Source organism: Pseudomonas sp. PMCC200344 (genome assembly GCF_030053095.1).
Classification (GTDB): Bacteria; Pseudomonadota; Gammaproteobacteria; order Pseudomonadales; family Pseudomonadaceae; genus Aquipseudomonas; species Aquipseudomonas svalbardensis.
In genome coordinates this window covers 5,865,316-5,887,273 of the sequence record NZ_CP125618.1, presented here as the reverse complement: position 1 = coordinate 5,887,273, position 21,958 = coordinate 5,865,316, and the positions used below count along the sequence as shown (strand labels likewise).

The window sequence follows — 21,958 nt, the reverse complement described above, 5'->3', positions numbered from 1 at the left end:
GCAAAAAAGCCCTGATCTTTCGATCAGGGCTTTTTTTTGTCCGGCGTCAGCGCTTAGTTACAGGCCATTGGCAGCCTTGAACTCGCGGCGACGACGGTGCAGGACCGGCTCGGTGTAGCCGTTCGGCTGCTTCGTGCCTTCGACCACCAGTTCGACCGCCGCCTGGAAGGCGATGTTGCTGTCGAAGTTCGGTGCCAGCGGACGGTACAGCGCGTCGTTGGCATTCTGGCGGTCAACCACTGGCGCCATGCGCTTGAGGCTTTCCATGACCTGATCTTCGGTGACGATGCCGTGACGCAGCCAGTTGGCGATGTGCTGGCTGGAAATACGCAGCGTCGCACGGTCTTCCATCAGGCCGACGTCGTTGATGTCAGGCACTTTCGAGCAACCGACGCCTTGGTCGATCCAGCGCACCACATAACCGAGAATGCCCTGGGCGTTGTTGTCCAGTTCGTTCTTGATCTGTTCCGCGGTCCAGTCTGGATTGACGGCCAACGGGATGGTCAGGATGTCATCCACCGAAGCGCGTGCACGTTTGGCCAGTTCGGCCTGACGGGCGAACACATCGGCCTTGTGGTAGTGCAGCGCATGCAGCGCGGCAGCGGTCGGCGATGGAACCCAGGCGGTGTTGGCACCGGCCATCGGGTGAGCGATTTTCTGTTCGAGCATCGCTGCCATCAGGTCCGGCATGGCCCACATGCCTTTACCGATCTGGGCGCGACCTTGCAGGCCGGTGCTCAAACCGATATCGACGTTCCAGTTCTCATAGGCGCCGATCCACTTCTCAGCCTTCATGTCCGCCTTGCGCACCATCGGGCCGGCTTCCATGGAAGTGTGGATTTCATCGCCGGTACGGTCGAGGAAACCGGTGTTGATGAACACTACACGCTCGCTGGCAGCCTTGATGCAGGCCTTGAGGTTGACCGTGGTACGGCGTTCCTCGTCCATGATCCCGACTTTCAGCGTGTTGCTTGGCAAGCCGAGCACTTCTTCGATGCGACCGAACAGCTCGTTGGTGAACGCCGCTTCTTCCGGGCCGTGCATCTTCGGCTTCACGATGTAGACCGAGCCGGTACGGCTGTTCTTGCGCGAGTTGTTGCCGTTGAGGCTGTGGATTGCCGCGAGGCTGGTGACCAGACCGTCGAGGATGCCTTCCGGCACTTCGTTGCCATCCTTGTCGAGGATCGCGTCGATGGTCATCAGGTGACCAACGTTGCGCACGAACAGCAGCGAACGACCATGCAGGCTCAGTTCTTTACCATCGACACCGGTATAAGTGCGGTCGGCATTCATGGTGCGGGTAAAGGTCTGACCGCCCTTGGAGACTTCTTCCGACAGATTGCCCTTCATCAGGCCGAGCCAGTTGCGGTAGATCACCACTTTGTCATCGGCATCGACGGCGGCGACCGAGTCTTCGCAGTCCATGATGGTGGTCAGCGCGGCTTCCATCAGGATGTCTTTGAGGCCGGCAGCGTCGGTCTGGCCGACCGGGGTGCTGGCATCGACCTGGATTTCGAAGTGCAGGCCGTTGTTTTTCAGCAGGATCGCGGTCGGTGCGGCGGCATTGCCGTGGAAACCGATCAGCTGTGCATCGTTGCACAGGCCGGTATTGCTGCCGCCTTTAAGGGCGACCACCAGTTTGCCGTCAACGATCTTGTAGCCGGTGGAATCGACGTGAGTGCCGGCAGCCAATGGCGCCGCTTCGTCGAGGAAGGCGCGGGCGAAGGCGATGACCTTGTCGCCGCGAACCTTGTTGTAGCCTTTGCCTTTTTCCGCGCCGTCAGCCTCGCTGATGGCATCGGTGCCGTAGAGCGCGTCATACAGCGAACCCCAGCGGGCGTTCGAGGCATTGAGCGCGAAGCGGGCGTTCATCACCGGAACCACAAGCTGTGGGCCGGCCATGCGGGCGATTTCGTCATCGACGTTTTGCGTCGTTGCCTGGAAATCGGCCGCTTCTGGCAGCAGATAACCGATGTCTTGCAGGAAGGCTTTATAAGCCACGGCGTCGTGCGCCTGACCGGCGCGTTCCTGGTGCCAGGAATCGATACGAGCCTGGATATCATCGCGTTTGGCGAGTAGGGCTTTGTTCTTCGGCGCCAGGTCATGAATGACCTTGTCGGCACCGGCCCAGAACTTATCGGCGGTGAGGCCGGTACCGGGAATGGCTTCGTTGTTCACGAAGTCGAACAGGACTTTGGCGACCTGCAGGCCCCCGACTTGAACGTGTTCAGTCATTGCTTGCCTCACTCTGCTCAGCTATTTCGCTTTTCAGCTCTTCAATTATGACAATGAAGCCTCTGGCCATTTAAACCACAAACCCGTCTGCCAGTACATGCCCGTTCGGGCGGCTGGGTTCGGTCCAATCAACGGCTTGGATGCCTTGCTGACGGGGCTTTCAGGGTTGCGACTGTGCCTGTGGCAGACATCGATCCAACGTTATGTAGTGCGCGCTGCGGCATACTACATGATGAGTTGCGGTTGTGAAAATTAGACTAATTACGTCGTTCTGCGACCCCATGACGCATTGCAGTCATGTCGGGGAACTGGATGTTCTCAAAAAACTGTTAGATTGTTCCAGTTAAATATAAAAACTTGTACACATAATCTTCATTGCCCTGCTATGGGGCTTTGGTTTTCTGAGACGCCGAGCCGATTCCGGTCCCTTGCCTATACTTGGTCTTCTATAACAAAAGTCATGACAAGAGGGCTGCGCCATGGACCACCTCGTACTCACTGTTTTCGCTCCGGACAAGCCAGGGCAGGTCGAGCGCATTGCCCAATGCATCGCCGAGCACGGCGGCAACTGGCTGGAGAGCCGCATGTCACGCATGGCCGGGCAGTTCGCCGGGATTCTTCGCGTGGGCGTGCCGGCCGAGGCCTACGATGAATTGGTCGATGCCCTACAGGCGTTGTCCGCCCATGGCATTCGCGTGCTGATTGCCGAAAGCGGTATCGAGCAATCCTGCACCTGGAAACCGATAGCCATGGAATTGGTGGGCAATGACCGCCCGGGGATCGTACGTGACATCACGCGTCTGCTGAGTGAACAGGGGGTGAACCTGGAGCGTCTGGTGACCGAAGTACGTCCGGCGCCGATGAGCAGCGAGCCTTTGTTTCACGCTGAAGCGATTCTCGCCGTGCCGCTGACGCTGTCTCTGGACGTGCTGCAATCGCGCCTGGAGACCCTGGCGGATGATTTGATGGTCGAATTGGTACTGCGCAGTGAACCCTGAAAAGGTTATCCAAGTTATACGTGCACCTGCCTGTGGATAACCTGTAGAGACAGCCCGCCAGGCCACGTCAGCCGGGGCTCTTCAGATTCTGATCAAAAAACCAGCAGTTTCAGGGACTTGCGCACAAACGCCGGGGATCACGCTGTGGATAACCTTGGGAAGGATCGGTGCAGGCCACATAGAACGTGGCCTGTGGAGATTTGTACGTTTTTTGATCAGCGGCGGCGGCGCAAACTTATCACCGCATCGACGCTGTAAACCGCCAGGCCAGCCCAGATAAAGATGAATGCCACGAGGGTGCTGGATGACAAGTGTTCATCAAACAGCAGAACGGCTTGCAGCAATACCAACGTCGGCGCCAAGTACTGGAGAAAACCCAGCGTCGTGTAGGGCAAATGCCGTGCAGCGGCGTTAAAACACACCAGCGGCACCAGCGTTACCGGACCGGCGGCCACCAGCCACCAGGCTTCGGACGTGGTCCAGAATTCGGCTTGAGCGCTGCTCGCGGTGGGGTTGAACAGCAACCACGCGACGGCAATCGGCACCAGCATCCAGGTTTCCACCACTAGCCCCGGCAACGCTTTGACCGGTGCCTGCTTGCGGATCAGTCCGTAAAAACCAAAGGTCAGCGCCAGCACCAGGGACACCCACGGCAGGCTGCCGACTTGCCAGACCTGTTGCGCGACGCCGACCGCCGCCAGGCCAACCGCCAGCCATTGCATGCGCCGCAGTCGTTCACCAAGGATCAGCATGCCCAACAGCACGTTCACCAGCGGGTTGATGTAGTAACCAAGACTGGCTTCGAGCATGCGCCCGTTGTTCACCGACCAGACGTAGGTCAGCCAGTTGGCCGCAATCAGCGTGCCGCTCAGGGCCAGGATTGCCAGGCGTTTCGGGTTGTCACGCAACTCGCGCCACCAGCCCGGATGTTTCCACACCATCAGTAGCAAGGCGCCGAACAGCGCGGACCAGAGCACGCGGTGGATGATGATCTCCACGGCAGGCACGTTGGCGATGGCTTTGAAGTAGAGCGGGAAAAGTCCCCAGATGATGTAGGCACTCAGGCCCAGGATGTACCCGCGACGCGGGTTGGCGGCTTGCATGCAGAATCCTTGCTTAGGCAGCTAACAAAGAGGGGATTGTAAGGAGATTTATCTACGTATGTCGTACCTGAATAGGTTGGTTAATTGTGAACACGAACAACTGTGGGAGCGAGCCTGCTCGCGAAAGCAGTAGTTCATTCAGCATCACTGTTGAATGTGAAACCGTATTCGCGAGCAGGCTCGCTCCCACATGGGGATCTGTGTTCGTCAGAAGAGCTTCAGGGGTTCTTCATTGAGCGCAGCCAGTTGTTCGCGCAACGCCAACACCTGATCGCCCCAATACCGTTCCGTACCGAACCACGGAAAACTGTGCGGGAACGCCGGGTCGTCCCAGCGGCGGGCCAGCCAGGCGCTGTAGTGCATCAGGCGCAAGGCGCGCAGCGGTTCGATCAACGCCAGTTCCCGTGGATCGAAGTCGTGGAACTCACTGTAGCCGTCCATCAATTCCGACAACTGACCGAGACATTCCTGACGATCACCCGCCAGCATCATCCAGATGTCCTGCACCGCCGGGCCCATGCGGCAGTCGTCGAGGTCGACGATGTGGAACATCTCGTCGCGGCACATCATGTTGCCGGGGTGGCAGTCGCCGTGCATGCGGATGTTCTTGTGCGGCGTGGCCTTGTAGACCTCTTCCACCCGTTTGAGCAGGTCTCGGGCCACGGACTCGTAGGCAGGCAGCAGGCTTTTGGGTACGAAATTGCCTTCGAGCAATGTCGTCAGCGAGTCATGACCGAAGTTCTTCACGCCCAGCGCTTCGCGGTGTTCGAACGGTTTTGTAGTGCCGACGGCGTGCAGGCGACCGAGCAGTTGCCCCAGGCGATACAGCTGATCGAGATTGCCCGGCTCTGGCGCACGGCCACCACGGCGGGGGAACAGGGTGAAACGAAAACCGTTGTGTTCGTGCAGGCTGGCACCGTTGTGAATCATCGGCGCGACTACCGGTACGTCGCATTCGGCGAGTTCGAAGGTGAATTGATGCTCTTCGAGAATCGCTTCGTTGGTCCAGCGCTGCGGACGGTAGAACTTGGCGATCAGCGGCTCGGAGTCTTCGATGCCGACCTGATAGACACGGTTCTCGTAGCTGTTGAGCGCCAGAATGCGCGCGTCGCTGAGAAAGCCGATGCTTTCGACGGCATCGAGCACGAGGTCTGGGGTGAGGGTTGCAAACGGGTGGGCCATGCTGACTCCTGCGCGCAGCAGGCTGCCGCGTCCGGCCAAGCATGGTAGCGCAGACGGGGTGTCTTTAGGGCCTTGCCTTGAGATGAGTGTTGTCTGGGCGGACGCTTTCGCGAGCAGGCTCGCTCCCACACTGGGTTTGCGGTGTGTCACAAATCCAGTGTGGGAGTGAGCCTGCTCGCGATGGGGCCTGATCAGGCGCCGACGACCCCGCCATCTTCCCGGGAAATCGCCATCACCGAAGACCGCGGCTTGCCATTCGGCAGATGCTCAGGGAACGTTGACCCGCCGTTTTCCCCCGGATGCTGAATCCCGACAAACAAGGTCTTCTGGTCTGGTGAGAAGCTGATCCCCGTCACCTCGCAGCCCACCGGCCCGACCATGAAGCGGCGGATTTCCCCGGTGACCGGATCAGCACACAGCATCTGATTGTTGCCCATGCCCGCGAAGTCGCCGGCGTTGCTCGAATCGCCATCGGTGAGAATCCACAACCGCCCAGCCTTGTCGAAACCCAAGCCATCCGGACTGTTGAACATGTTCTGCGGCGTGATGTTCGACGAACCGCCCTTCGGCGTGCCGGCGTGGACACCCGGGTTGCCGGCGACCACAAACAGGTCCCAGGAAAAGCTTTTGGCACCGTGATCATCGCGGTCAGTGCGCCAGCGCAGAATCTGCCCGTAGACGTTCTTCTCGCGCGGGTTCGGTCCGCCCACCGGCTGACCATCCTCGCCTCGCTTGGCGTTGTTGGTCAGCGTGCAATAGACCTGGCCATCCTTGGGGCTGACGACGATCCATTCCGGACGGTCCATGCGCGTAGCTTTCACCACGCTGGCCGCGAGGCGGGCGTGAATCAACACTTCGGCCTGATCGGCGAAACCGTTGCTGGCGTCGATGCCGTTTTTGCCGTGGGTCAGTTCGATCCATTCGCCCTGGCCTTTTGGGTGATCGGCGTTGCCGTCGCCCGCGTCGAAACGCGCCACGTACAAGGTGCCGTGGTCCAGCAGGTCGCGGTTGGCCTTGGGGTTTTGGTGGTTGATCTTGTCGCGGCTGACGAATTTGTAGATGAACTCGCCGCGCTCATCGTCGCCCATGTACACCACGGCGTGACCGTCACTGGTTTCGGCCAGGGCGGCGTTTTCATGTTTGAAGCGGCCCAGCGCGGTGCGTTTGACGGGCGTCGATTGCGGGTCGAACGGGTCGATTTCCACCACCCAGCCGTGACGGTTGAGTTCGTTGGGGTTTTTGGCCAGGTCGAAGCGCTCGTCGTGTGGGTGCCAATTGATCTCTTTACTGGCCGCTACCGCGCCGTAGCGTTTTTGCGCGGCGTCGAATTCTTGCTCGGCATTGCTGCTGCCGAAGCAGTCAGTGAAGTTTTCTTCGCAGGTCAGGTACGTGCCCCACGGCGTCTTGCCGTTGGCGCAGTTCTGGAAGGTGCCAAGAACGTTCTTGCCGTGGGGGTCGGCACTGGTTTTCAGCAGCGCGTGGCCGGCGGCCGGGCCGCTCAGGCTGATCGGCGCGTTACCGTGAATGCGCCGGTTGTAGCGCGAGCCCTGGACAAAATGCCACTGGCCGTTCTTGCGCTGTACTTCGATTACCGACACGCCTTCGCAGGCCAACGCCTTGCGCACGTCAGCAGCCGATTGCGGCATGCCGCCGTGGGCGTAGAGGTAGCGATAGTTGGTGTATTCGTTGTTGATCGCCATCAGCGCCCGGTTTTTGTCATCGGGAAACTCGAACAGGCTCATGCCGTCGTTGTTGTCGCCGAACTGGACTTCCTGATGTTCGGCGGAGCCGTTGCCACTCGGGTCGAACGCCGGGCCGTTCTTCTGCAGGGGTTGCCCCCAGCTGATCAACACCGAAGATTTGTAGCCTGGTGGCAGGGTTATGGCGTCGCTGGTGGCGGCGGGGATACTGTCAAAACCCAACAGTTTGCTGGAGCCGGCGCTGACACTGGCGGCCAGTACGCTGCGGCTCAGCAGGTTGCCGCCCAGGAACATCGCTGCACCGCAAAGGGCGCCGGCGCTGATGAAGCCACGACGGCTGAGGCCGACCATTTTCTCGAGGTCGGTGGATTGGTTGTCTTCTAATAGGCTCACATCAGGCTCCCTGCGGGTTTTTGCAGTCACCTTAATGAGCGTTAATGACACTTGTGTTTCAAAGCGGTGTACCGAGTAAAACGTTGGATGGCGCGAACTGCACCAACACCGGTTTGTCAGTGGCGAGGCCGAGGGTTCTCAAGTGCAGCGGTTCGGCCAGCGCGCAGAGTGTCTGGCCATTGGGCAGACCGATGCGCACTTCACTGGGGCCGTCCTCGGCGTCGAGAATTTCCTCGATGATGCCCTTCAGGCAATTATTGCCGGGTGTTGCCACTTGATCGATGCCCAGTAACTCCAGCCAACCGGCCTTGATCAGTGCGACCACTTCGGTGCCGGTTTCGAGGTCCAGACGCAGGGTGCTGTCGTGAGTGATCTGAGCATCGATGCTCAAGCCTTCGGCCAATTCGAGACGAATACGGTCGTTGTGCCCTTGGGTATCAATCGCCACGACCTTGCCATGCAGTTGATTGCGGGCGCTGGTTCTGAGCATCAGCCGGCCGAGCAGGTCCAGGTCGCTGGCATCTTCGGCGGCTTCCAGCACCTGAGCCTGCAAGGCTTGCAGCTTTTGATACAGGCGCAATACGCGCTCGCCTTCGCTGGAGAGTTTGGCGCCACCGCCGCCCTTGCCGCCGACACTGCGCTCCACCAACGGTTTTTGCGCAAGGTTGTTCAGCTCATCGATGGCGTCCCAGGCCGCTTTGTAACTCAGCCCCGCGCTTTTCGCGGCGCGGGTAATCGAGCCTTGTTCGGCTATGTGTTGCAGCAACGCGATGCGCTGCGGACGACGGACAATGTGCTGCGACAACAACGTAGGCAAGGACATGGCAAGACGCTTTGGGCTGTGGCGATGGGAAGGACGTTGGCCGCTGGAAGCCTGGGAGTCAAGTCAGGGCGCATCGCCGGGTTTGGGTGTGCGGGCCAGGCAATAGACGTCGACACGTGCGGCGCCGGCGTCCATCAACAGGCGAGCCAGGGCCTGGGCCGTGGCGCCGGTGGTCAGTACGTCATCCACTAGCGCCAGGTGACGACCGTTGATGACAGCATCGGGTGCCAGAGCGAAGGCGTTGCGCAGGTTCTTTTTGCGGGCCTCGGCATTCAGGTCCTGTTGTGCGCTGGTGTCCTGAATCCTCAGCAACAGCGTTTCATCGCACGGAATGTCGAGGCTGGTGCTGAGCCAGCGGGCGAGCATCGCGGCCTGGTTGAAACCTCGTTGGCGCAGGCGTTTGGTGGCCAACGGCACGGGGATTAGTGCGTCGGGCCGTTCTAGATCCTCATCGAAGCGATTTAGGAGGAATTGCACGAGAAGTTCGGCGAGCAGGCGGCCAAACGGCCACTTCGCAGAGTGTTTGAAGCGTGTGATCAACGTGTCCACCGGAAAACTGTAAGTCCAGGGCACGGCAACTCGCTCGAAGGCTGGCGGTTGTTTCAAACATTGGCCGCAGGTCAGGCCGGCAGTGGGCAACGGCAGAGCGCAGGTTTGGCATTGATCGCCAAGCCAGGGCAACTCCGTTTCACAGGCCATGCAGAGGGGTGTGCATTGATCGGCGGGTTCTGAACAGAGCAAACAGAATTGGTCGTTTTTTAACCAGATGTAAACCGGTCCTTCGTATCGTGGTTGACAGCGCATGAGTCTTCCTTAAATATGCCGAACATCCGTGTCGCGTCTGTGGGTATTCCATTCCCCAGCCGCTTGCCAAGCATAAAACAAAGGAAACACCCATGAGCGCCAGCACCACTGCAACCCTGCGTCATGACTGGTCTTTGGCCGAAGTCAAAGCACTCTTCGTTCAGCCATTCAATGACCTGTTGTTTCAGGCGCAGACGGTGCACCGCGCGCATTTCGACGCCAATCGGGTCCAGGTTTCGACGCTGCTGTCGATCAAAACCGGTGCCTGCCCGGAAGATTGCAAATATTGTCCGCAGTCCGGTCACTACAACACCGGCCTGGAAAAAGAAAAGCTGATGGAAGTGCAGAAGGTCCTCGAAGAGGCCGCTCGCGCCAAGGCCATCGGTTCGACCCGTTTCTGCATGGGCGCGGCGTGGAAACATCCGTCGGCCAAAGACATGCCTTACGTGCTGGAAATGGTCAAAGGCGTGAAAGCCATGGGCCTGGAAACCTGCATGACCCTCGGTCGCCTGGATCAGGACCAGACCGTTGCGTTGGCCGACGCCGGCCTCGACTACTACAACCACAACCTCGATACCTCGCCTGAGTTCTACGGCAGCATCATCACCACCCGCACCTACAGCGAGCGCCTGCAAACCCTGGCTTATGTGCGTGAATCGGGGATGAAGATCTGCTCCGGCGGCATCCTCGGCATGGGCGAGTCGCTTGATGATCGCGCCAATCTGCTGATCCAGCTGGCCAACCTGCCAGAGCACCCAGAGTCGGTACCGATCAACATGCTGGTGAAAGTCGCCGGTACGCCGCTGGAAAATGCTGACGATATCGACCCGTTCGACTTCATCCGCATGCTCGCTGTCGCACGCATCCTGATGCCGCAATCCCACGTGCGCCTGTCCGCCGGCCGCGAAGCGATGAACGAGCAGATGCAGGCCCTGGCGTTCTTCGCCGGTGCCAACTCGATTTTCTACGGCGACAAACTGCTGACCACCGCCAACCCGCAGGCCGACAAGGACATGCAACTGTTTTCGCGCCTGGGCATCCTGCCGGAAGCGCGCGAAGAGCACGCTGACGAAGTGCATCAGGCCGCGATCGAACAAGCGCTGGTTGAGCAGAAGAGCAGCGAGCAGTTCTATAACGCTGCTGTTTAATCGCGCCACCGATACCTCTGATTGAAATGCAAAACACTGTGGGAGCGAGCCTGCTCGCGAATGCGATTTGATATTCAACATAGATGTTGAATGTTATGGCCTCTTCGCGAGCAGGCTCGCTCCCACAAGGTACAGCGATCGCTACTGAATTCTGATCCACGAGGCCTGCATGTCTTTCGATCTCAGCGCGCGCCTTGCTGCCCGTCGTGCCGAAAATCTCTACCGCCAACGCCCATTGCTCGAAAGCCCTCAAGGCCCGGAAGTGGTGGTCGATGGTCAGCCGTTGCTGGCGTTCTGTAACAACGACTACCTGGGCCTGGCCAATCACCCGCAAGTGATCGAAGCCTGGCGCGCCGGTGCGGCCCGTTGGGGCGTCGGCGGCGGGGCGTCGCATTTGGTCATCGGCCACAGCAGTCCGCATCACGCGCTGGAAGAGGCCCTGGCCGACTTCACCGGTCGACCGCGCGCGCTGTTGTTCACCACCGGTTACATGGCCAACCTCGGCGCAGTCACCGCGCTGGTCGGGCAGGGCGATACGGTGCTGGAAGACCGGCTCAATCACGCTTCCCTGCTGGATGCGGGTCTGTTGTCCGGAGCGCGCTTCAATCGCTATCTGCACAACGACGCGGCGAGTCTGGCCAAGCGTCTTGAGAAGGCGACCGGCAACACCCTGGTGGTCACCGACGGCGTGTTCAGCATGGACGGCGACATCGCCGACCTGCCGGCGCTGGCTCGGGAGGCGAAAGCCAAAGGCGCCTGGTTGATGGTCGATGACGCTCACGGGTTTGGTCCGCTGGGCGCCAATGGTGGCGGGATCGTTGAGCATTTTGGCCTGAGTCAGGAAGACGTGCCGGTACTGGTCGGCACCCTCGGCAAGGCGTTCGGTACCGCCGGGGCTTTTGTGGCTGGCAGCGAAGAGCTGATCGAGAGCCTGATCCAGTTCGCCCGTCCCTACATTTACACCACTAGCCAGCCGCCGGCGCTGGCCTGCGCGACGCTGAAAAGCCTCGAATTGCTGCGCACTGAACACTGGCGACGTGAGCATCTGAAAACGTTGATCAGCCAATTCCGCCACGGTGCCGAACAAATCGGCCTGGAGTTGATGGACAGCTTCACGCCGATCCAGCCGATCATGATTGGCGATGCCGGGCGTGCGGTTCGACTGTCGCAGATGCTGCGTGAACGCGGTCTGATGGTCACTGCGATCCGTCCACCGACCGTGCCCGCCGGCAGCGCCCGACTGCGGGTGACCCTGACTGCCGCGCACAGCGAGGCGCAGGTGCAGCTATTGTTAAATGGACTGGCCGATTGTTTTCAACAACTAGGACCGGAGCCAAGCCATGCGTAATCGTTTGATTCTGCTACCCGGCTGGGGCCTCGGTATTTCGCCGCTGGAACCTTTGGCCGCCGCGTTACAGGGGCTGGATGAACACCTGCAGGTCGAGATCGAGCCGTTGCCGGAACTGGAATCAAGCCATCTTGAGGAGTGGCTCGATGAGCTGGACTCGACGTTGCCTCAGGACGCCTGGCTCGGCGGCTGGTCGCTCGGCGGCATGCTCGCTTCCGAGTTGGCGGCCCGGCGCGGCGATCGTTGCTGCGGCTTGCTGACGCTGGCGAGCAATCCAAGCTTCGTGGCCTGGGCTGGCTGGACCAATGCCATGCACGAAGAGGATTTCACTGCGTTCCTTAACGCCTGTCGTCTTGACCCAGGCGCGACCTTGAAACGCTTCAGCCTGCTTTGCTCCCAAGGATCTACTGACCCGCGGTCGCTTGCTCGGCTTTTATTAGCGGCAGCCCCCAAAACTACGGCACCTGTGCTGCTCAGTGGCTTAAAACTGTTGGGTGGGTTGGGCACGCGTCAGGCCTTACTGGACTTTCAAGGGCCGCAACTGCATTTGTTCGCCGGCCTCGACGGGCTAGTCCCGGCAGAAGCTGCCGGGGAGCTTTTGGCGCTACTGCCGGACGTCGAAATCGGTCTGATTGAACAGGCCAGCCACGCGTTTCTTCTGGAAGACCCTCACGGTGTGGCGGGGGCGATTCAGGCCTTTTTGCATGAGTCCGGTGATGACTGATTTATCCCTTCCCAACCTGCCCGGCGGTTTGCCCGACAAACGCCAGGTGGCGGCATCTTTTTCCCGTGCTGCGGCCAGCTACGACAGCGTGGCCGAATTTCAGCGCGACGTTGGCAGTGAATTGTCGAGTCGTTTGCCGGAGGACTTCGTGCCGGGTGTGTGGCTGGATCTGGGCTGCGGCACCGGGCATTTCAGCCGTGCATTGGGCGAGCGATTTCCTGCAAGTCACGGACTGGCATTGGACATCGCCGAAGGCATGCTCAATCACGCCCGGCCGTTGGGTGGTGCAACGCATTTCATCGCAGGCGATGCCGAGCGGTTGCCGTTGCAGGATTCGACCTGCGATCTGATCTTCTCCAGCCTGGCGGTCCAGTGGTGTGCGGACTTCGCTTCGGTGCTCAGTGAAGCCAATCGCGTATTGAAACCTGGCGGAATTTTCGCGTTTGCTAGTCTGTGCGTGGGCACGTTGTTTGAACTGCGTGATAGCTGGCGTCAGGTGGACGGCATGGTGCACGTCAACCGCTTTCGCGAGTTCGGGGTTTATCAACAGCTTTGCGCGGACAGTGGGTTGAGCGTCGCGAGTCTGGAAACTCGACCTCACGTGTTGCATTACCCGGATGTGCGCAGCCTGACCCATGAACTCAAGGCACTGGGTGCCCACAACTTGAACCCCGGTCGTCCGGGTGGTTTGACCGGCAGGGCGCGGATCCTCGGATTGATCGAGGCGTATGAGCAATTTCGTCAGGCCCAAGGCCTGCCGGCGACTTATCAAGTGGTCTACGCCGTGTTGGAGAAACCTTTATGAGCGCAGCCTATTTCATCACTGGCACTGACACCGATGTCGGCAAGACCACCATTGCCGCAGCTTTGCTGCATGCCGCGCGGTCAGCCGGTTTGAGCACGGCGGCGGGCAAACCGGTCGCCTCCGGTTGCGATGTGACGCCCAAGGGCTTGCGCAACGCTGATGCATTGGCGCTGTTGGCGCAGTGCTCGTTGCCTTTGACTTATGCGCAGGTCAACCCAGTGGCATTCGAACCACCGATCGCACCGCATCTGGCGGCGCGGGAGGCCGGCGTGGCATTGACGGTGCAATCACTGTTGACGCCCATGCAGGAAATTCTCGATATGCAAGCGGACTTCACCTTGATCGAAGGTGCTGGAGGCTGGCGAGTGCCTTTGGCGGATCAGGACAATCTGTCGGACCTGGCGATGGCGCTGGGTCTGCCGGTGATCCTGGTGGTGGGTGTGCGCCTGGGTTGCATCAACCATGCGCTGCTGACGGCCGAGGCGATTGCTCAGGACGGTTTGCAGTTGGCGGGGTGGGTGGCCAATATCATCGATCCAAAGACTTCGCGTCTGGAAGAAAACCTTGCGACTCTTGCTGAGCGGATCCCGGCACCGTGCCTTGGGCGAGTGCCGAAACTCAAGGTGGTGACGGCTGAAGCGGTGGCGGAGTATCTGCAGCTGGATCTACTGGACTGAGTTTTCTGGCAGGGGTTTTAACTATGACAAGGCACTGTGCCATTAGTGTTTTTGTCGGGCCTTTTGTCAGTGGGTCTGATTCAATGGCCGCTGTTGATCCTTTGTAGGACGAGTTCTCCCATGGAAATCTCAGGAAACACCGCTTTTTATGCCGGTCTGAGCACTATTCAGACAGGGCAGAACCGTGTCGATCAGGCCTCTGGGCAGATCGCCAACACGACGATCGAGCGTTCGGTGACCAGCCAGTCTTCCGAGGCGCAGGTTGATCGTCTGCGCTCGGTGGATCGCAGTCAGCAGTCGGACCTGGCCAGCAATATGGTCGAGATGTCCCAGGGCAAATTTCAGGTTGAACTGGGCGTCAAAGTCGCCAAGGCATCCGATGAAGTGCTCGGTACGCTGATTGATACCTACGCTTGAATCCTCGCTGAACCCGCTCCCTCAACGCCGCGACTATTCGCGGCGTTTTTTTGTGTAAGTCCTTCTCGCTCAACTAATCTTTCCTCCACAGCGCATTGCTCAGGCGACGGTGTTGCGTTGCTGTGGGTCTGGTATTTGCCTCGGGTGATGACGAACGGCAAAAGATCGGCGCTTGACAAGATTTAGGCGTAAACGTATGTTTCAAACAACTGTTTGACCGTCACAACAAATCAATACGGTCGTTCATTCCCGGTTACATCAGCAGAGGTTTATCGCTATGCCTGACTACAAGGCCCCCTTGCGTGATATTCGCTTCGTTCGTGACGAACTGCTCGGCTACGAAGCGCACTATCAAAGCCTTCCGGCTTGCCAGGACGCAACTCCAGACATGGTTGACGCCATTCTCGAAGAAGGCGCCAAGTTTTGTGAGCAGGTGCTGGCTCCGCTGAACCGCGTGGGTGACACCGAAGGCTGCACCTGGAGCGAGTCCGGCGTTAAAACCCCGACTGGCTTCAAAGAAGCCTACAAACAATTCGTCGAAGGCGGCTGGCCAAGCTTGGCCCACGACGTAGAGCACGGCGGCCAAGGCCTGCCGGAATCTCTGGGTCTGGCCGTCAGCGAAATGGTTGGCGAAGCCAACTGGTCGTGGGGCATGTACCCAGGCCTGTCCCATGGCGCGATGAACACCATTTCCGAGCACGGCACGCCTGAGCAGCAAGAGGCTTACCTGACCAAGCTGGTTTCCGGCGAATGGACCGGCACCATGTGCCTGACCGAACCGCATTGCGGCACGGACCTGGGTATGCTGCGCACCAAGGCTGAACCTCAGGCCGACGGTTCCTACAAAGTATCCGGCACCAAGATCTTCATCTCGGCCGGTGAACACGACATGGCCGACAACATCGTCCACATCGTGCTGGCACGTCTGCCGGATGCGCCGGCTGGCACCAAAGGCATTTCGCTGTTCATCGTTCCCAAGTTCATGCCGAACGAAGACGGTTCGGTCGGCGCACGCAACGCTGTGACCTGTGGTTCCCTGGAACACAAGATGGGCATTCACGGTAACGCGACCTGCGTGATGAACTTCGACGCGGCCACCGGTTACCTGATCGGCCCGGCGAACAAAGGCCTGAACTGCATGTTCACCTTCATGAACACCGCACGTCTGGGTACTGCGTTGCAAGGTCTGGCCCACGCCGAGATCGGCTTTCAGGGCGGTCTGAAATACGCTCGTGATCGCCTGCAAATGCGCTCCCTGACTGGCCCGAAAGCGCCAGAAAAAGCCGCTGACCCCATCATCGTTCACCCTGACGTACGTCGCATGCTGTTGACTATGAAGGCGTTCGCCGAAGGCAACCGTGCGATGGTTTACTTCACTGCCAAACAAGTCGACATCGTCAAATACGGCGTGGACGAAGAAGAGAAAAAGAAAGCCGACGCATTGCTGGCCTTCATGACGCCAATTGCCAAAGCCTTCATGACTGAAGTCGGCTTCGAATCCGCCAACCACGGCGTGCAAATCTACGGCGGCCACGGCTTCATCGCCGAGTGGGGCATGGAGCAGAACGTTCGCGACAGCCGTATTTCGATGCTGTACGAAGGCACCACCGGTATCCAGGCACTCGACTTGCTGGGCCGTAAAGTGCTGATGACTCAAGGCGAAGCCCTGAAAAGCTTTACCAAGATCGTCCACAAGTTCTGCCAGACCAACGAAGGTAACGACGCGGTTAAAGAGTTCGTCGAACCATTGGCTGCGCTGAACAAGGAATGGGGCGAGCTGACCATGAAGGTCGGTATGGCTGCCATGAAAGACCGCGAAGAAGTCGGCGCGGCGTCGGTGGATTACCTGATGTACTCCGGTTACGCCTGCCTGGCTTACTTCTGGGCGGACATGGCGCGTCTGGCTGCCGAAAAACTGGCTGCCGGCACCACCGAAACGGCGTTCTACACCGCCAAGCTGCAGACTGCGCGCTTCTACTTCCAGCGCATCCTGCCGCGTACCCGCACTCACGTTGTCACCATGCTGTCGGGGGCTAATAACCTGATGGACATGAAAGAAGAAGACTTCGCGCTGGGTTACTAAGTCCCACGCTGTCGCTTCATAAAGCCGCTGCTTCCTCGGGAGCAGCGGCTTTTTTGTGCGCGATATCTGCGCGTAAAAATTCCTGACTAAAACGCTAAGAAGAATGCCTTTGCTGCCGTTAAAGAGGGTGGCGATGTGACATGTCGCCCGAATAGGAGGCACAATGCCATCCTTGTTTGCCGGGTCGGAGCTTTACCCTTGCCGCGTTCTTCCGCTGTACGTTTCAGCCACTTCCTGCCGTCATTACTGCTTTTGATCGCGGGGCTGGCGGCTGCGTACGTGAAGGATCTGAACGTCTTTTTCACCTCGCTGTTCAACGTGCTGCCAACCTTGGTGTTGTTGCTTGGCGGTGCTTACTGCGCGGTTTACCGACGCCAGCGTGAGCTGTTTCTGATGGTCACGGTGTACATCGCCTACTTTTTGCTCGACACCCAAACCGACTATTACCGCGACAACGGCAAGGTTCGTGAAGACGCCGCGGTGGTCTTCCATCTGTGCTGCCTGTTGCTGCCACTGCTATTTGGTGTGTTCGCCGCCTGGCAGGAGCGCACCCACCTGTTCCAGGACATGGTGGCGCGCTTCGCCGTGTTGCTGGCCTTCGGTAGCGTGGCGTTGGGGCTGGAACAAAGTTACCCGCAGGCGCTGTTGATGTGGCTGTCGGAGATCCGTTGGCCAGCGTTGCATGGCGCCTGGATGAGCCTGATCCAGTTGTCTTATCCCGTGTTCATCGCCTCGTTTGTGTTGCTGGCCTGGCAATACTGGCGCAACCCGAGACCCTTGCATGCTGCCCAACTGGTGGGCTTGCTCGGGTTGTTCTGGATGTTGCCGAAAACCTTCATCCTGCCGTTCACCCTGAACATCATGTGCAGTCAGGTGATGTTGATGATTGCCGCAGCGGTCGCCCATGAGGCCTATCAAATGGCCTTCCGCGATGAACTCACCGGTCTGCCGGGCCGCCGCGCCTTGAATGAGCGGATGCAGCGGTTGGGGCGCAATTACGTGCTGGCGATGAGCGACGTCGATCACTTCAAGAAATTCAATGACACCCATGGTCACGATGTCGGCGACCAGGTGCTGCGACTTGTCGCCAGCAAGCTGTCGAAAATCGGCGGAGGCGGTAGGGCGTATCGCTACGGCGGTGAGGAGTTCGCCCTGGTGTTCGCAGGCAAGACCCTCGAAGAGTGCATGCCGCACCTGGAAGTCATCCGCGAGTCCATCGCCACCTACAACATTCAGCTGCGTAATCAGGACAGCCGCCCTCAGGACGACCAGCAAGGTCGTCAACGTCGCTCAGGCTCGGGCGCCTCAAGTGTGTCGGTCACTGTCAGTATTGGTGTCGCGGAGCGGCTGGAGCAGCGCACCCCCGAAAAAGTGCTCAAGTCCGCTGACGAGGCGCTCTACAGCGCCAAGGGCGCGGGGCGCAACTGTGTGGTGGCGTTCGGTCAAAACCGTCGTGGCGCAGTGCGCATGGACGCCGCTACTGATTGAGTGATGATGGCGCATTCAGCGTCTGGACTGTGATTGTGAGGCCCGGTGCGCGGCAGTAGGTTTGGGGAATCTGCTGCCGGAGAAATCACCATGCCTGAGTACAAAGCTCCCCTGCGCGACATGCGCTTTTTGATCGACCACGTCTTCGATTTTCACAGCAACTACGCCGCGCTGGGCGCCACCGATGCCAGCCCGGACATGGTCAATGCGATCCTCGAAGAAGGTGCAAAGTTCTGTGAGAACGTTCTCGCACCGTTGAACCGCAGCGGCGACGAAGAAGGCTGCCATTTCGACAATGGCGCGGTGACTACGCCTACAGGCTTCAAGCAGGCCTTCGCACAATACGTTGAAGGCGGTTGGCATGGTCTGGCGGCTGATCCGGTTTACGGTGGCCAGGGTTTGCCAAGTTCACTGGGGTTGGTCATCAGCGAGATGGTCGGCTCCAGCAACACCTCCTGGGGCATGTACCCCGGCCTGACCCACGGCGCGATGTCGGCGATCCATGCCCATGGCACTGAAGAACAGAAGCAGACTTACCTGAGCAAACTCACCGCTGGCCAATGGACCGGCACCATGTGCCTGACCGAAGGCCATTGCGGCACTGACCTGGGCATCATCAAAACCCGCGCAGTGCCTGCGGCTGACGGCAGCTACGCGATCTCCGGCAGCAAGATCTTCATCTCCGCCGGCGAGCACGACATGAGTGAAAACATCATTCACCTGGTGCTGGCGAAACTGCCGGACGCTCCGGCCGGGACCAAGGGCATTTCACTGTTCATCGTTCCTAAATTCCTACCCAACGACGAAGGTGAGGCGGGAGAGCGCAACGGTGTTTCCTGCGGTTCCATCGAACACAAAATGGGCATCAAGGCCTCGGCTACCTGCGTGCTGAACTTCGACGGCGCCAAGGGCTTCTTGATCGGTGAGCCGAACAAGGGCCTGAACTGCATGTTCACCATGATGAACCATGCTCGACTGGGCACCGGCATGCAGGGTTTATGTCTCGGGGAGGCGAGCTTTCAAGGCGCGATCAAGTACGCCAATGATCGTCTGCAAATGCGCGCGCTGACCGGCCCGAAAGCGCCGGAAAAAGCCGCCGATCCGATCATTGTTCATCCTGACGTGCGCAGGATGTTGCTGACGATGAAGGCTTTCAACGAAGGCAACCGGGCGCTGACTTACTTCACTGCTCAGTTGCTCGACGTGGCGCATCTGAGCCCGGATGTGACGGCGCGTCAGGATGCCGAAGACCTGCTGGCGTTCCTCACGCCGATCTGCAAAGCCTTCATGACCGATACCGGGCTGGAAGTGACTAACCACGGCATGCAGGTGTTCGGTGGTCACGGATTCATCCGCGAGTGGGGCATGGAGCAGCTGGTACGCGACTGCCGGATTGCACCGATCTACGAAGGCACCAACGGCATTCAGGCGCTGGACTTGCTTGGCAGAAAAGTCCTCGGCAGCCAGGGGAAATTGCTGCGCGGCTTCACCAAAATCGTCCACAAGTTCTGTGCGGCAAACGCGGGGCATCCGCAACTCGCCAGCTACGTGGCGCAGCTCAACGACCTGAATCAGCAGTGGGGAGAGGTGACCACCAAGGTCGGCATGGCCGCGATGAAAAATCCGGATGAAGTCGGCGCGGCTTCGGTGGATTACCTGATGTACAGCGGTTACATCATCCTCGGCTATCTGTGGCTGCGCATGGCGCTGGTCGCTCAGGCGCAGCTCGATTCGGGCTGCGACGATGCTGATTATTGCCAGGCAAAACTGGCAACCAGCGAGTTTTACTTCAAGCGTTTGCTGCCCCGCACGGCGGCTCATCGGGCGGCCATCGAGGCGGGCAGCGATTGTCTGATGAACCTGCCTGCGGAGTTATTCGCACTATAGTGTTTCAAGCCGACGTAAAAGAGCCCGCCTGGTTGCGGGCTTCTTTAATGGTCGGATTCGGTGACTAAAAATAACAAAACGGTCACGTGCTGACCCTATGTGTCGTAAAAGTTGTTGGGTTACACTCGAACCCAACGAAAGCATCACTCCTACGAATCACCTGTTTAGATCTTGCGAGGTTTGCCATGGCTGACTACAAAGCGCCCCTGCGCGATATGCGCTTCGTCCTCAATGAAGTTTTCGAGGTCGCCAAACTCTGGGCCGAGTTGCCTGCACTCGCCGAGACTGTCGATGCTGAAACGGTCGAAGCCATTCTCGAAGAGGCCGGCAAGGTCACCAGCAAAAGCATCGCGCCCCTGAGCCGTGCGGCTGACGAAGAAGGTTGCCATTGGGCGGACGGTGCCGTCACCACGCCGGCAGGTTTCCCACAGGCCTATCAGACTTACGCTGAAGGCGGTTGGGTCGGTGTCGGCGGCGATCCGACCTACGGCGGCATGGGCATGCCCAAGGCTGTTTCGGCTCAGGTCGAAGAAATGGTCAACTCCGCCAGCCTATCGTTCGGCCTGTACCCGATGCTGACCGCAGGCGCCTGCCTGTCGATCAACGCCCACGCCAGCGAAGAGCTGAAAGCTGCGTACCTGCCGAACATGTACGCCGGCGTCTGGGCCGGCTCCATGTGCCTGACCGAGCCGCATGCCGGCACGGACCTGGGGATTATCCGCACCAAGGCCGACCCTCAGGCCGATGGTTCCTACAAAGTCAGTGGCACCAAGATTTTCATCACCGGCGGTGAGCACGACCTGACCGAGAACATCATCCACCTAGTGCTGGCCAAACTGCCGGATGCACCCGCAGGCCCGAAAGGCATCTCGTTGTTCCTGGTGCCGAAGTTCATGGTTAATGCCGACGGCAGCCTGGGCGCGCGCAACCCGGCTAACTGCGGTTCGATCGAGCACAAGATGGGCATTCAGGCGTCCGCGACCTGCGTGATGAACTTCGATGAGGCCGTGGGTTATCTGGTCGGCGAGCCGAACAAAGGCCTGGCCGCGATGTTCACCATGATGAACTACGAGCGTCTGGGCGTCGGTATCCAGGGCCTGGCCACCGGCGAGCGCTCCTACCAGAACGCCGTCGAATACGCCCGCGACCGTCTGCAAAGCCGTTCGCCGAGCGGCGCGCAGAACAAGGACAAGGTCGCTGACCCGATCATCGTCCACCCGGACGTGCGTCGCATGCTGCTGACCATGAAAGCGTCGAACGAAGGCGGTCGTGCCTTCTCGACCTACGTCGCCATGCAACTGGACACCGCCAAGTTCAGCGAAGACGCCACGACCCGCAAACGCGCGGAAGATTTGGTGGCCTTGCTGACCCCGGTGGCCAAGGCGTTCCTGACCGACCTGGGGCTGGAAACCACGATTCACGGCCAGCAGGTTTTCGGCGGCCACGGATACATCCGTGAGTGGGGCCAGGAGCAATTGGTCCGCGACGTGCGCATCACCCAGATCTACGAAGGTACCAACGGCATTCAAGCGCTGGACCTGGTAGGACGCAAGATTGTCGGCACCGGCGGGGCGTTCTACAACCTGTTTGCCGACGAGATCCGCCATTTCACCGCGACTGCCAGTGCTGATCTGGCCGAGTTCACCAAACCGCTGAACGATGCCGTGACCACCCTCGACGAACTGACCGCTTGGCTGCTCGATCGGGCGAAAAGCAACCCGAACGAAATCGGCGCTGCCTCGGTCGAGTACCTGCAAGCATTCGGTTACGTGTCGTATGCGTATATGTGGGCACTGATGGCCAAGGCCGCTTTTGGCAAAGAGGAGCAGGACGATTTCTACGCGAGCAAGTTGGGCACGGCGCGCTTCTATTTCGCACGTCTGCTGCCGCGCATTCACTCGTTGAGTGCATCGGTGAAGGCCGGTACCGAGTCACTATTCCTGCTGGACGCAGGACAGTTCTGACAATGTAACGTCATGTAAGTATTCTCTTACATGACGTGCTGCTCTTCTCCCATAGATGAAGATTGGATCCACAGCTAATCTACTTCACATGGACGTCGCGCAGGAAGCGCAAAGCAACAACACGGACACGTAGGATTCTGCCAGGACGGCGGAGTGAAAGGGATGTCAGGGAAACAGTC

At 59.4% G+C, this 21,958-nt stretch carries 17 protein-coding genes; 11 read left to right on the top strand and 6 right to left on the bottom strand.

Annotated elements, in window-relative coordinates:
- Window positions 1-57: 57 nt before the first annotated feature.
- Window positions 58-2,235, bottom strand: a complete 2,178-nt coding sequence (locus QFW87_RS27050; RefSeq protein WP_283189276.1) for a malate synthase G — start codon at window positions 2,233-2,235, stop codon at window positions 58-60.
- Window positions 2,236-2,714: 479 nt separating this feature from the next.
- Between QFW87_RS27050 and QFW87_RS27045 the strand changes: the two genes are divergently transcribed.
- Window positions 2,715-3,233 (top strand): glycine cleavage system protein R, encoded by a 519-nt coding sequence (locus QFW87_RS27045; RefSeq protein WP_007947710.1) that lies wholly within the window; start codon window positions 2,715-2,717, stop codon window positions 3,231-3,233.
- 215 nt (window positions 3,234-3,448) lie between these two features.
- Here the strand turns inward: QFW87_RS27045 and rarD are convergent, their stop codons facing one another.
- The 5 genes from rarD to QFW87_RS27020 all read right to left on the bottom strand — a co-directional run bounded on the left by rarD (window position 3,449) and on the right by QFW87_RS27020 (window position 9,238).
- The gene (gene rarD, locus QFW87_RS27040) at window positions 3,449-4,336 is read right to left on the bottom strand and encodes an EamA family transporter RarD (RefSeq protein WP_283189275.1); all 888 of its coding nucleotides are present in this window, start codon (window positions 4,334-4,336) and stop codon (window positions 3,449-3,451) included.
- A gap of 207 nt (window positions 4,337-4,543) precedes the next feature.
- Window positions 4,544-5,518, bottom strand: coding sequence for a serine/threonine protein kinase (locus QFW87_RS27035; protein WP_046045338.1), 975 nt, complete (start codon window positions 5,516-5,518; stop codon window positions 4,544-4,546).
- 191 nt (window positions 5,519-5,709) lie between these two features.
- Entirely contained in the window at window positions 5,710-7,611 is a 1,902-nt protein-coding gene (locus QFW87_RS27030; protein WP_283189274.1) for a PhoX family phosphatase, read from the bottom strand.
- A gap of 58 nt (window positions 7,612-7,669) precedes the next feature.
- Window positions 7,670-8,434, bottom strand: a complete 765-nt coding sequence (locus QFW87_RS27025; protein ID WP_283189273.1) for a TOBE domain-containing protein — start codon at window positions 8,432-8,434, stop codon at window positions 7,670-7,672.
- Window positions 8,435-8,497: 63 nt separating this feature from the next.
- Window positions 8,498-9,238 (bottom strand): ComF family protein, encoded by a 741-nt coding sequence (locus QFW87_RS27020; RefSeq protein ID WP_283189272.1) that lies wholly within the window; start codon window positions 9,236-9,238, stop codon window positions 8,498-8,500.
- Between the two features lie 92 nt (window positions 9,239-9,330).
- On the opposite strand from QFW87_RS27020, the gene bioB reads away from it, so the two are divergent.
- From bioB to QFW87_RS26970, 10 genes are all read left to right on the top strand, one after another.
- A complete protein-coding gene (gene bioB, locus QFW87_RS27015) occupies window positions 9,331-10,386 on the top strand; it encodes a biotin synthase BioB (RefSeq protein ID WP_059407420.1) in 1,056 nt (351 codons plus the stop codon).
- 169 nt (window positions 10,387-10,555) lie between these two features.
- Window positions 10,556-11,734 (top strand): 8-amino-7-oxononanoate synthase, encoded by a 1,179-nt coding sequence (bioF, locus tag QFW87_RS27010; RefSeq protein WP_283189271.1) that lies wholly within the window; start codon window positions 10,556-10,558, stop codon window positions 11,732-11,734.
- Entirely contained in the window at window positions 11,727-12,458 is a 732-nt protein-coding gene (locus QFW87_RS27005; protein WP_283189270.1) for an alpha/beta fold hydrolase, read from the top strand. The genes bioF and QFW87_RS27005 overlap by 8 nt, the downstream gene beginning before the upstream one ends.
- Window positions 12,451-13,263: a malonyl-ACP O-methyltransferase BioC gene (bioC, locus tag QFW87_RS27000; RefSeq protein WP_283189269.1), complete on the top strand. Its 813-nt coding sequence runs from the start codon at window positions 12,451-12,453 to the stop codon at window positions 13,261-13,263. Before QFW87_RS27005 ends, bioC begins: the two co-directional genes overlap by 8 nt.
- On the top strand, window positions 13,260-13,940 hold the full coding sequence (gene bioD / locus QFW87_RS26995; protein WP_283181932.1) for a dethiobiotin synthase: 681 nt from the start codon (window positions 13,260-13,262) through the stop codon (window positions 13,938-13,940). Before bioC ends, bioD begins: the two co-directional genes overlap by 4 nt.
- A 120-nt stretch (window positions 13,941-14,060) precedes the next feature.
- Complete coding sequence (locus QFW87_RS26990) at window positions 14,061-14,357, top strand: pyrroloquinoline quinone biosynthesis protein PqqE (RefSeq protein ID WP_129440603.1); 297 nt, start codon at window positions 14,061-14,063, stop codon at window positions 14,355-14,357.
- A gap of 277 nt (window positions 14,358-14,634) precedes the next feature.
- Window positions 14,635-16,440 (top strand): phenylacyl-CoA dehydrogenase, encoded by a 1,806-nt coding sequence (locus QFW87_RS26985; RefSeq protein ID WP_283181931.1) that lies wholly within the window; start codon window positions 14,635-14,637, stop codon window positions 16,438-16,440.
- Between the two features lie 198 nt (window positions 16,441-16,638).
- On the top strand, window positions 16,639-17,928 hold the full coding sequence (locus tag QFW87_RS26980) for a GGDEF domain-containing protein (RefSeq protein WP_283181930.1): 1,290 nt from the start codon (window positions 16,639-16,641) through the stop codon (window positions 17,926-17,928).
- A 90-nt stretch (window positions 17,929-18,018) separates the two neighbouring features.
- On the top strand, window positions 18,019-19,815 hold the full coding sequence (locus QFW87_RS26975; RefSeq protein ID WP_283181929.1) for an acyl-CoA dehydrogenase C-terminal domain-containing protein: 1,797 nt from the start codon (window positions 18,019-18,021) through the stop codon (window positions 19,813-19,815).
- A 185-nt stretch (window positions 19,816-20,000) separates the two neighbouring features.
- The gene (locus QFW87_RS26970) at window positions 20,001-21,779 is read left to right on the top strand and encodes an acyl-CoA dehydrogenase C-terminal domain-containing protein (RefSeq protein ID WP_283189268.1); all 1,779 of its coding nucleotides are present in this window, start codon (window positions 20,001-20,003) and stop codon (window positions 21,777-21,779) included.
- Window positions 21,780-21,958 lie beyond the last annotated feature (179 nt).

Coding starts and splice junctions, on each gene's coding strand:
- QFW87_RS27050 (WP_283189276.1), bottom strand. CDS start 2,235: ATGACTGAACACGTTCAAGTCGGGGGCCTGCAGGTCGCCAAAGTCCTG.
- QFW87_RS27045 (WP_007947710.1), top strand. CDS start 2,715: ATGGACCACCTCGTACTCACTGTTTTCGCTCCGGACAAGCCAGGGCAG.
- rarD (WP_283189275.1), bottom strand. CDS start 4,336: ATGCAAGCCGCCAACCCGCGTCGCGGGTACATCCTGGGCCTGAGTGCC.
- QFW87_RS27035 (WP_046045338.1), bottom strand. CDS start 5,518: ATGGCCCACCCGTTTGCAACCCTCACCCCAGACCTCGTGCTCGATGCC.
- QFW87_RS27025 (WP_283189273.1), bottom strand. CDS start 8,434: ATGTCCTTGCCTACGTTGTTGTCGCAGCACATTGTCCGTCGTCCGCAG.
- QFW87_RS27020 (WP_283189272.1), bottom strand. CDS start 9,238: ATGCGCTGTCAACCACGATACGAAGGACCGGTTTACATCTGGTTAAAA.
- bioB (WP_059407420.1), top strand. CDS start 9,331: ATGAGCGCCAGCACCACTGCAACCCTGCGTCATGACTGGTCTTTGGCC.
- bioF (WP_283189271.1), top strand. CDS start 10,556: ATGTCTTTCGATCTCAGCGCGCGCCTTGCTGCCCGTCGTGCCGAAAAT.
- QFW87_RS27005 (WP_283189270.1), top strand. CDS start 11,727: ATGCGTAATCGTTTGATTCTGCTACCCGGCTGGGGCCTCGGTATTTCG.
- bioC (WP_283189269.1), top strand. CDS start 12,451: ATGACTGATTTATCCCTTCCCAACCTGCCCGGCGGTTTGCCCGACAAA.
- bioD (WP_283181932.1), top strand. CDS start 13,260: ATGAGCGCAGCCTATTTCATCACTGGCACTGACACCGATGTCGGCAAG.
- QFW87_RS26990 (WP_129440603.1), top strand. CDS start 14,061: ATGGAAATCTCAGGAAACACCGCTTTTTATGCCGGTCTGAGCACTATT.
- QFW87_RS26985 (WP_283181931.1), top strand. CDS start 14,635: ATGCCTGACTACAAGGCCCCCTTGCGTGATATTCGCTTCGTTCGTGAC.
- QFW87_RS26975 (WP_283181929.1), top strand. CDS start 18,019: ATGCCTGAGTACAAAGCTCCCCTGCGCGACATGCGCTTTTTGATCGAC.
- QFW87_RS26970 (WP_283189268.1), top strand. CDS start 20,001: ATGGCTGACTACAAAGCGCCCCTGCGCGATATGCGCTTCGTCCTCAAT.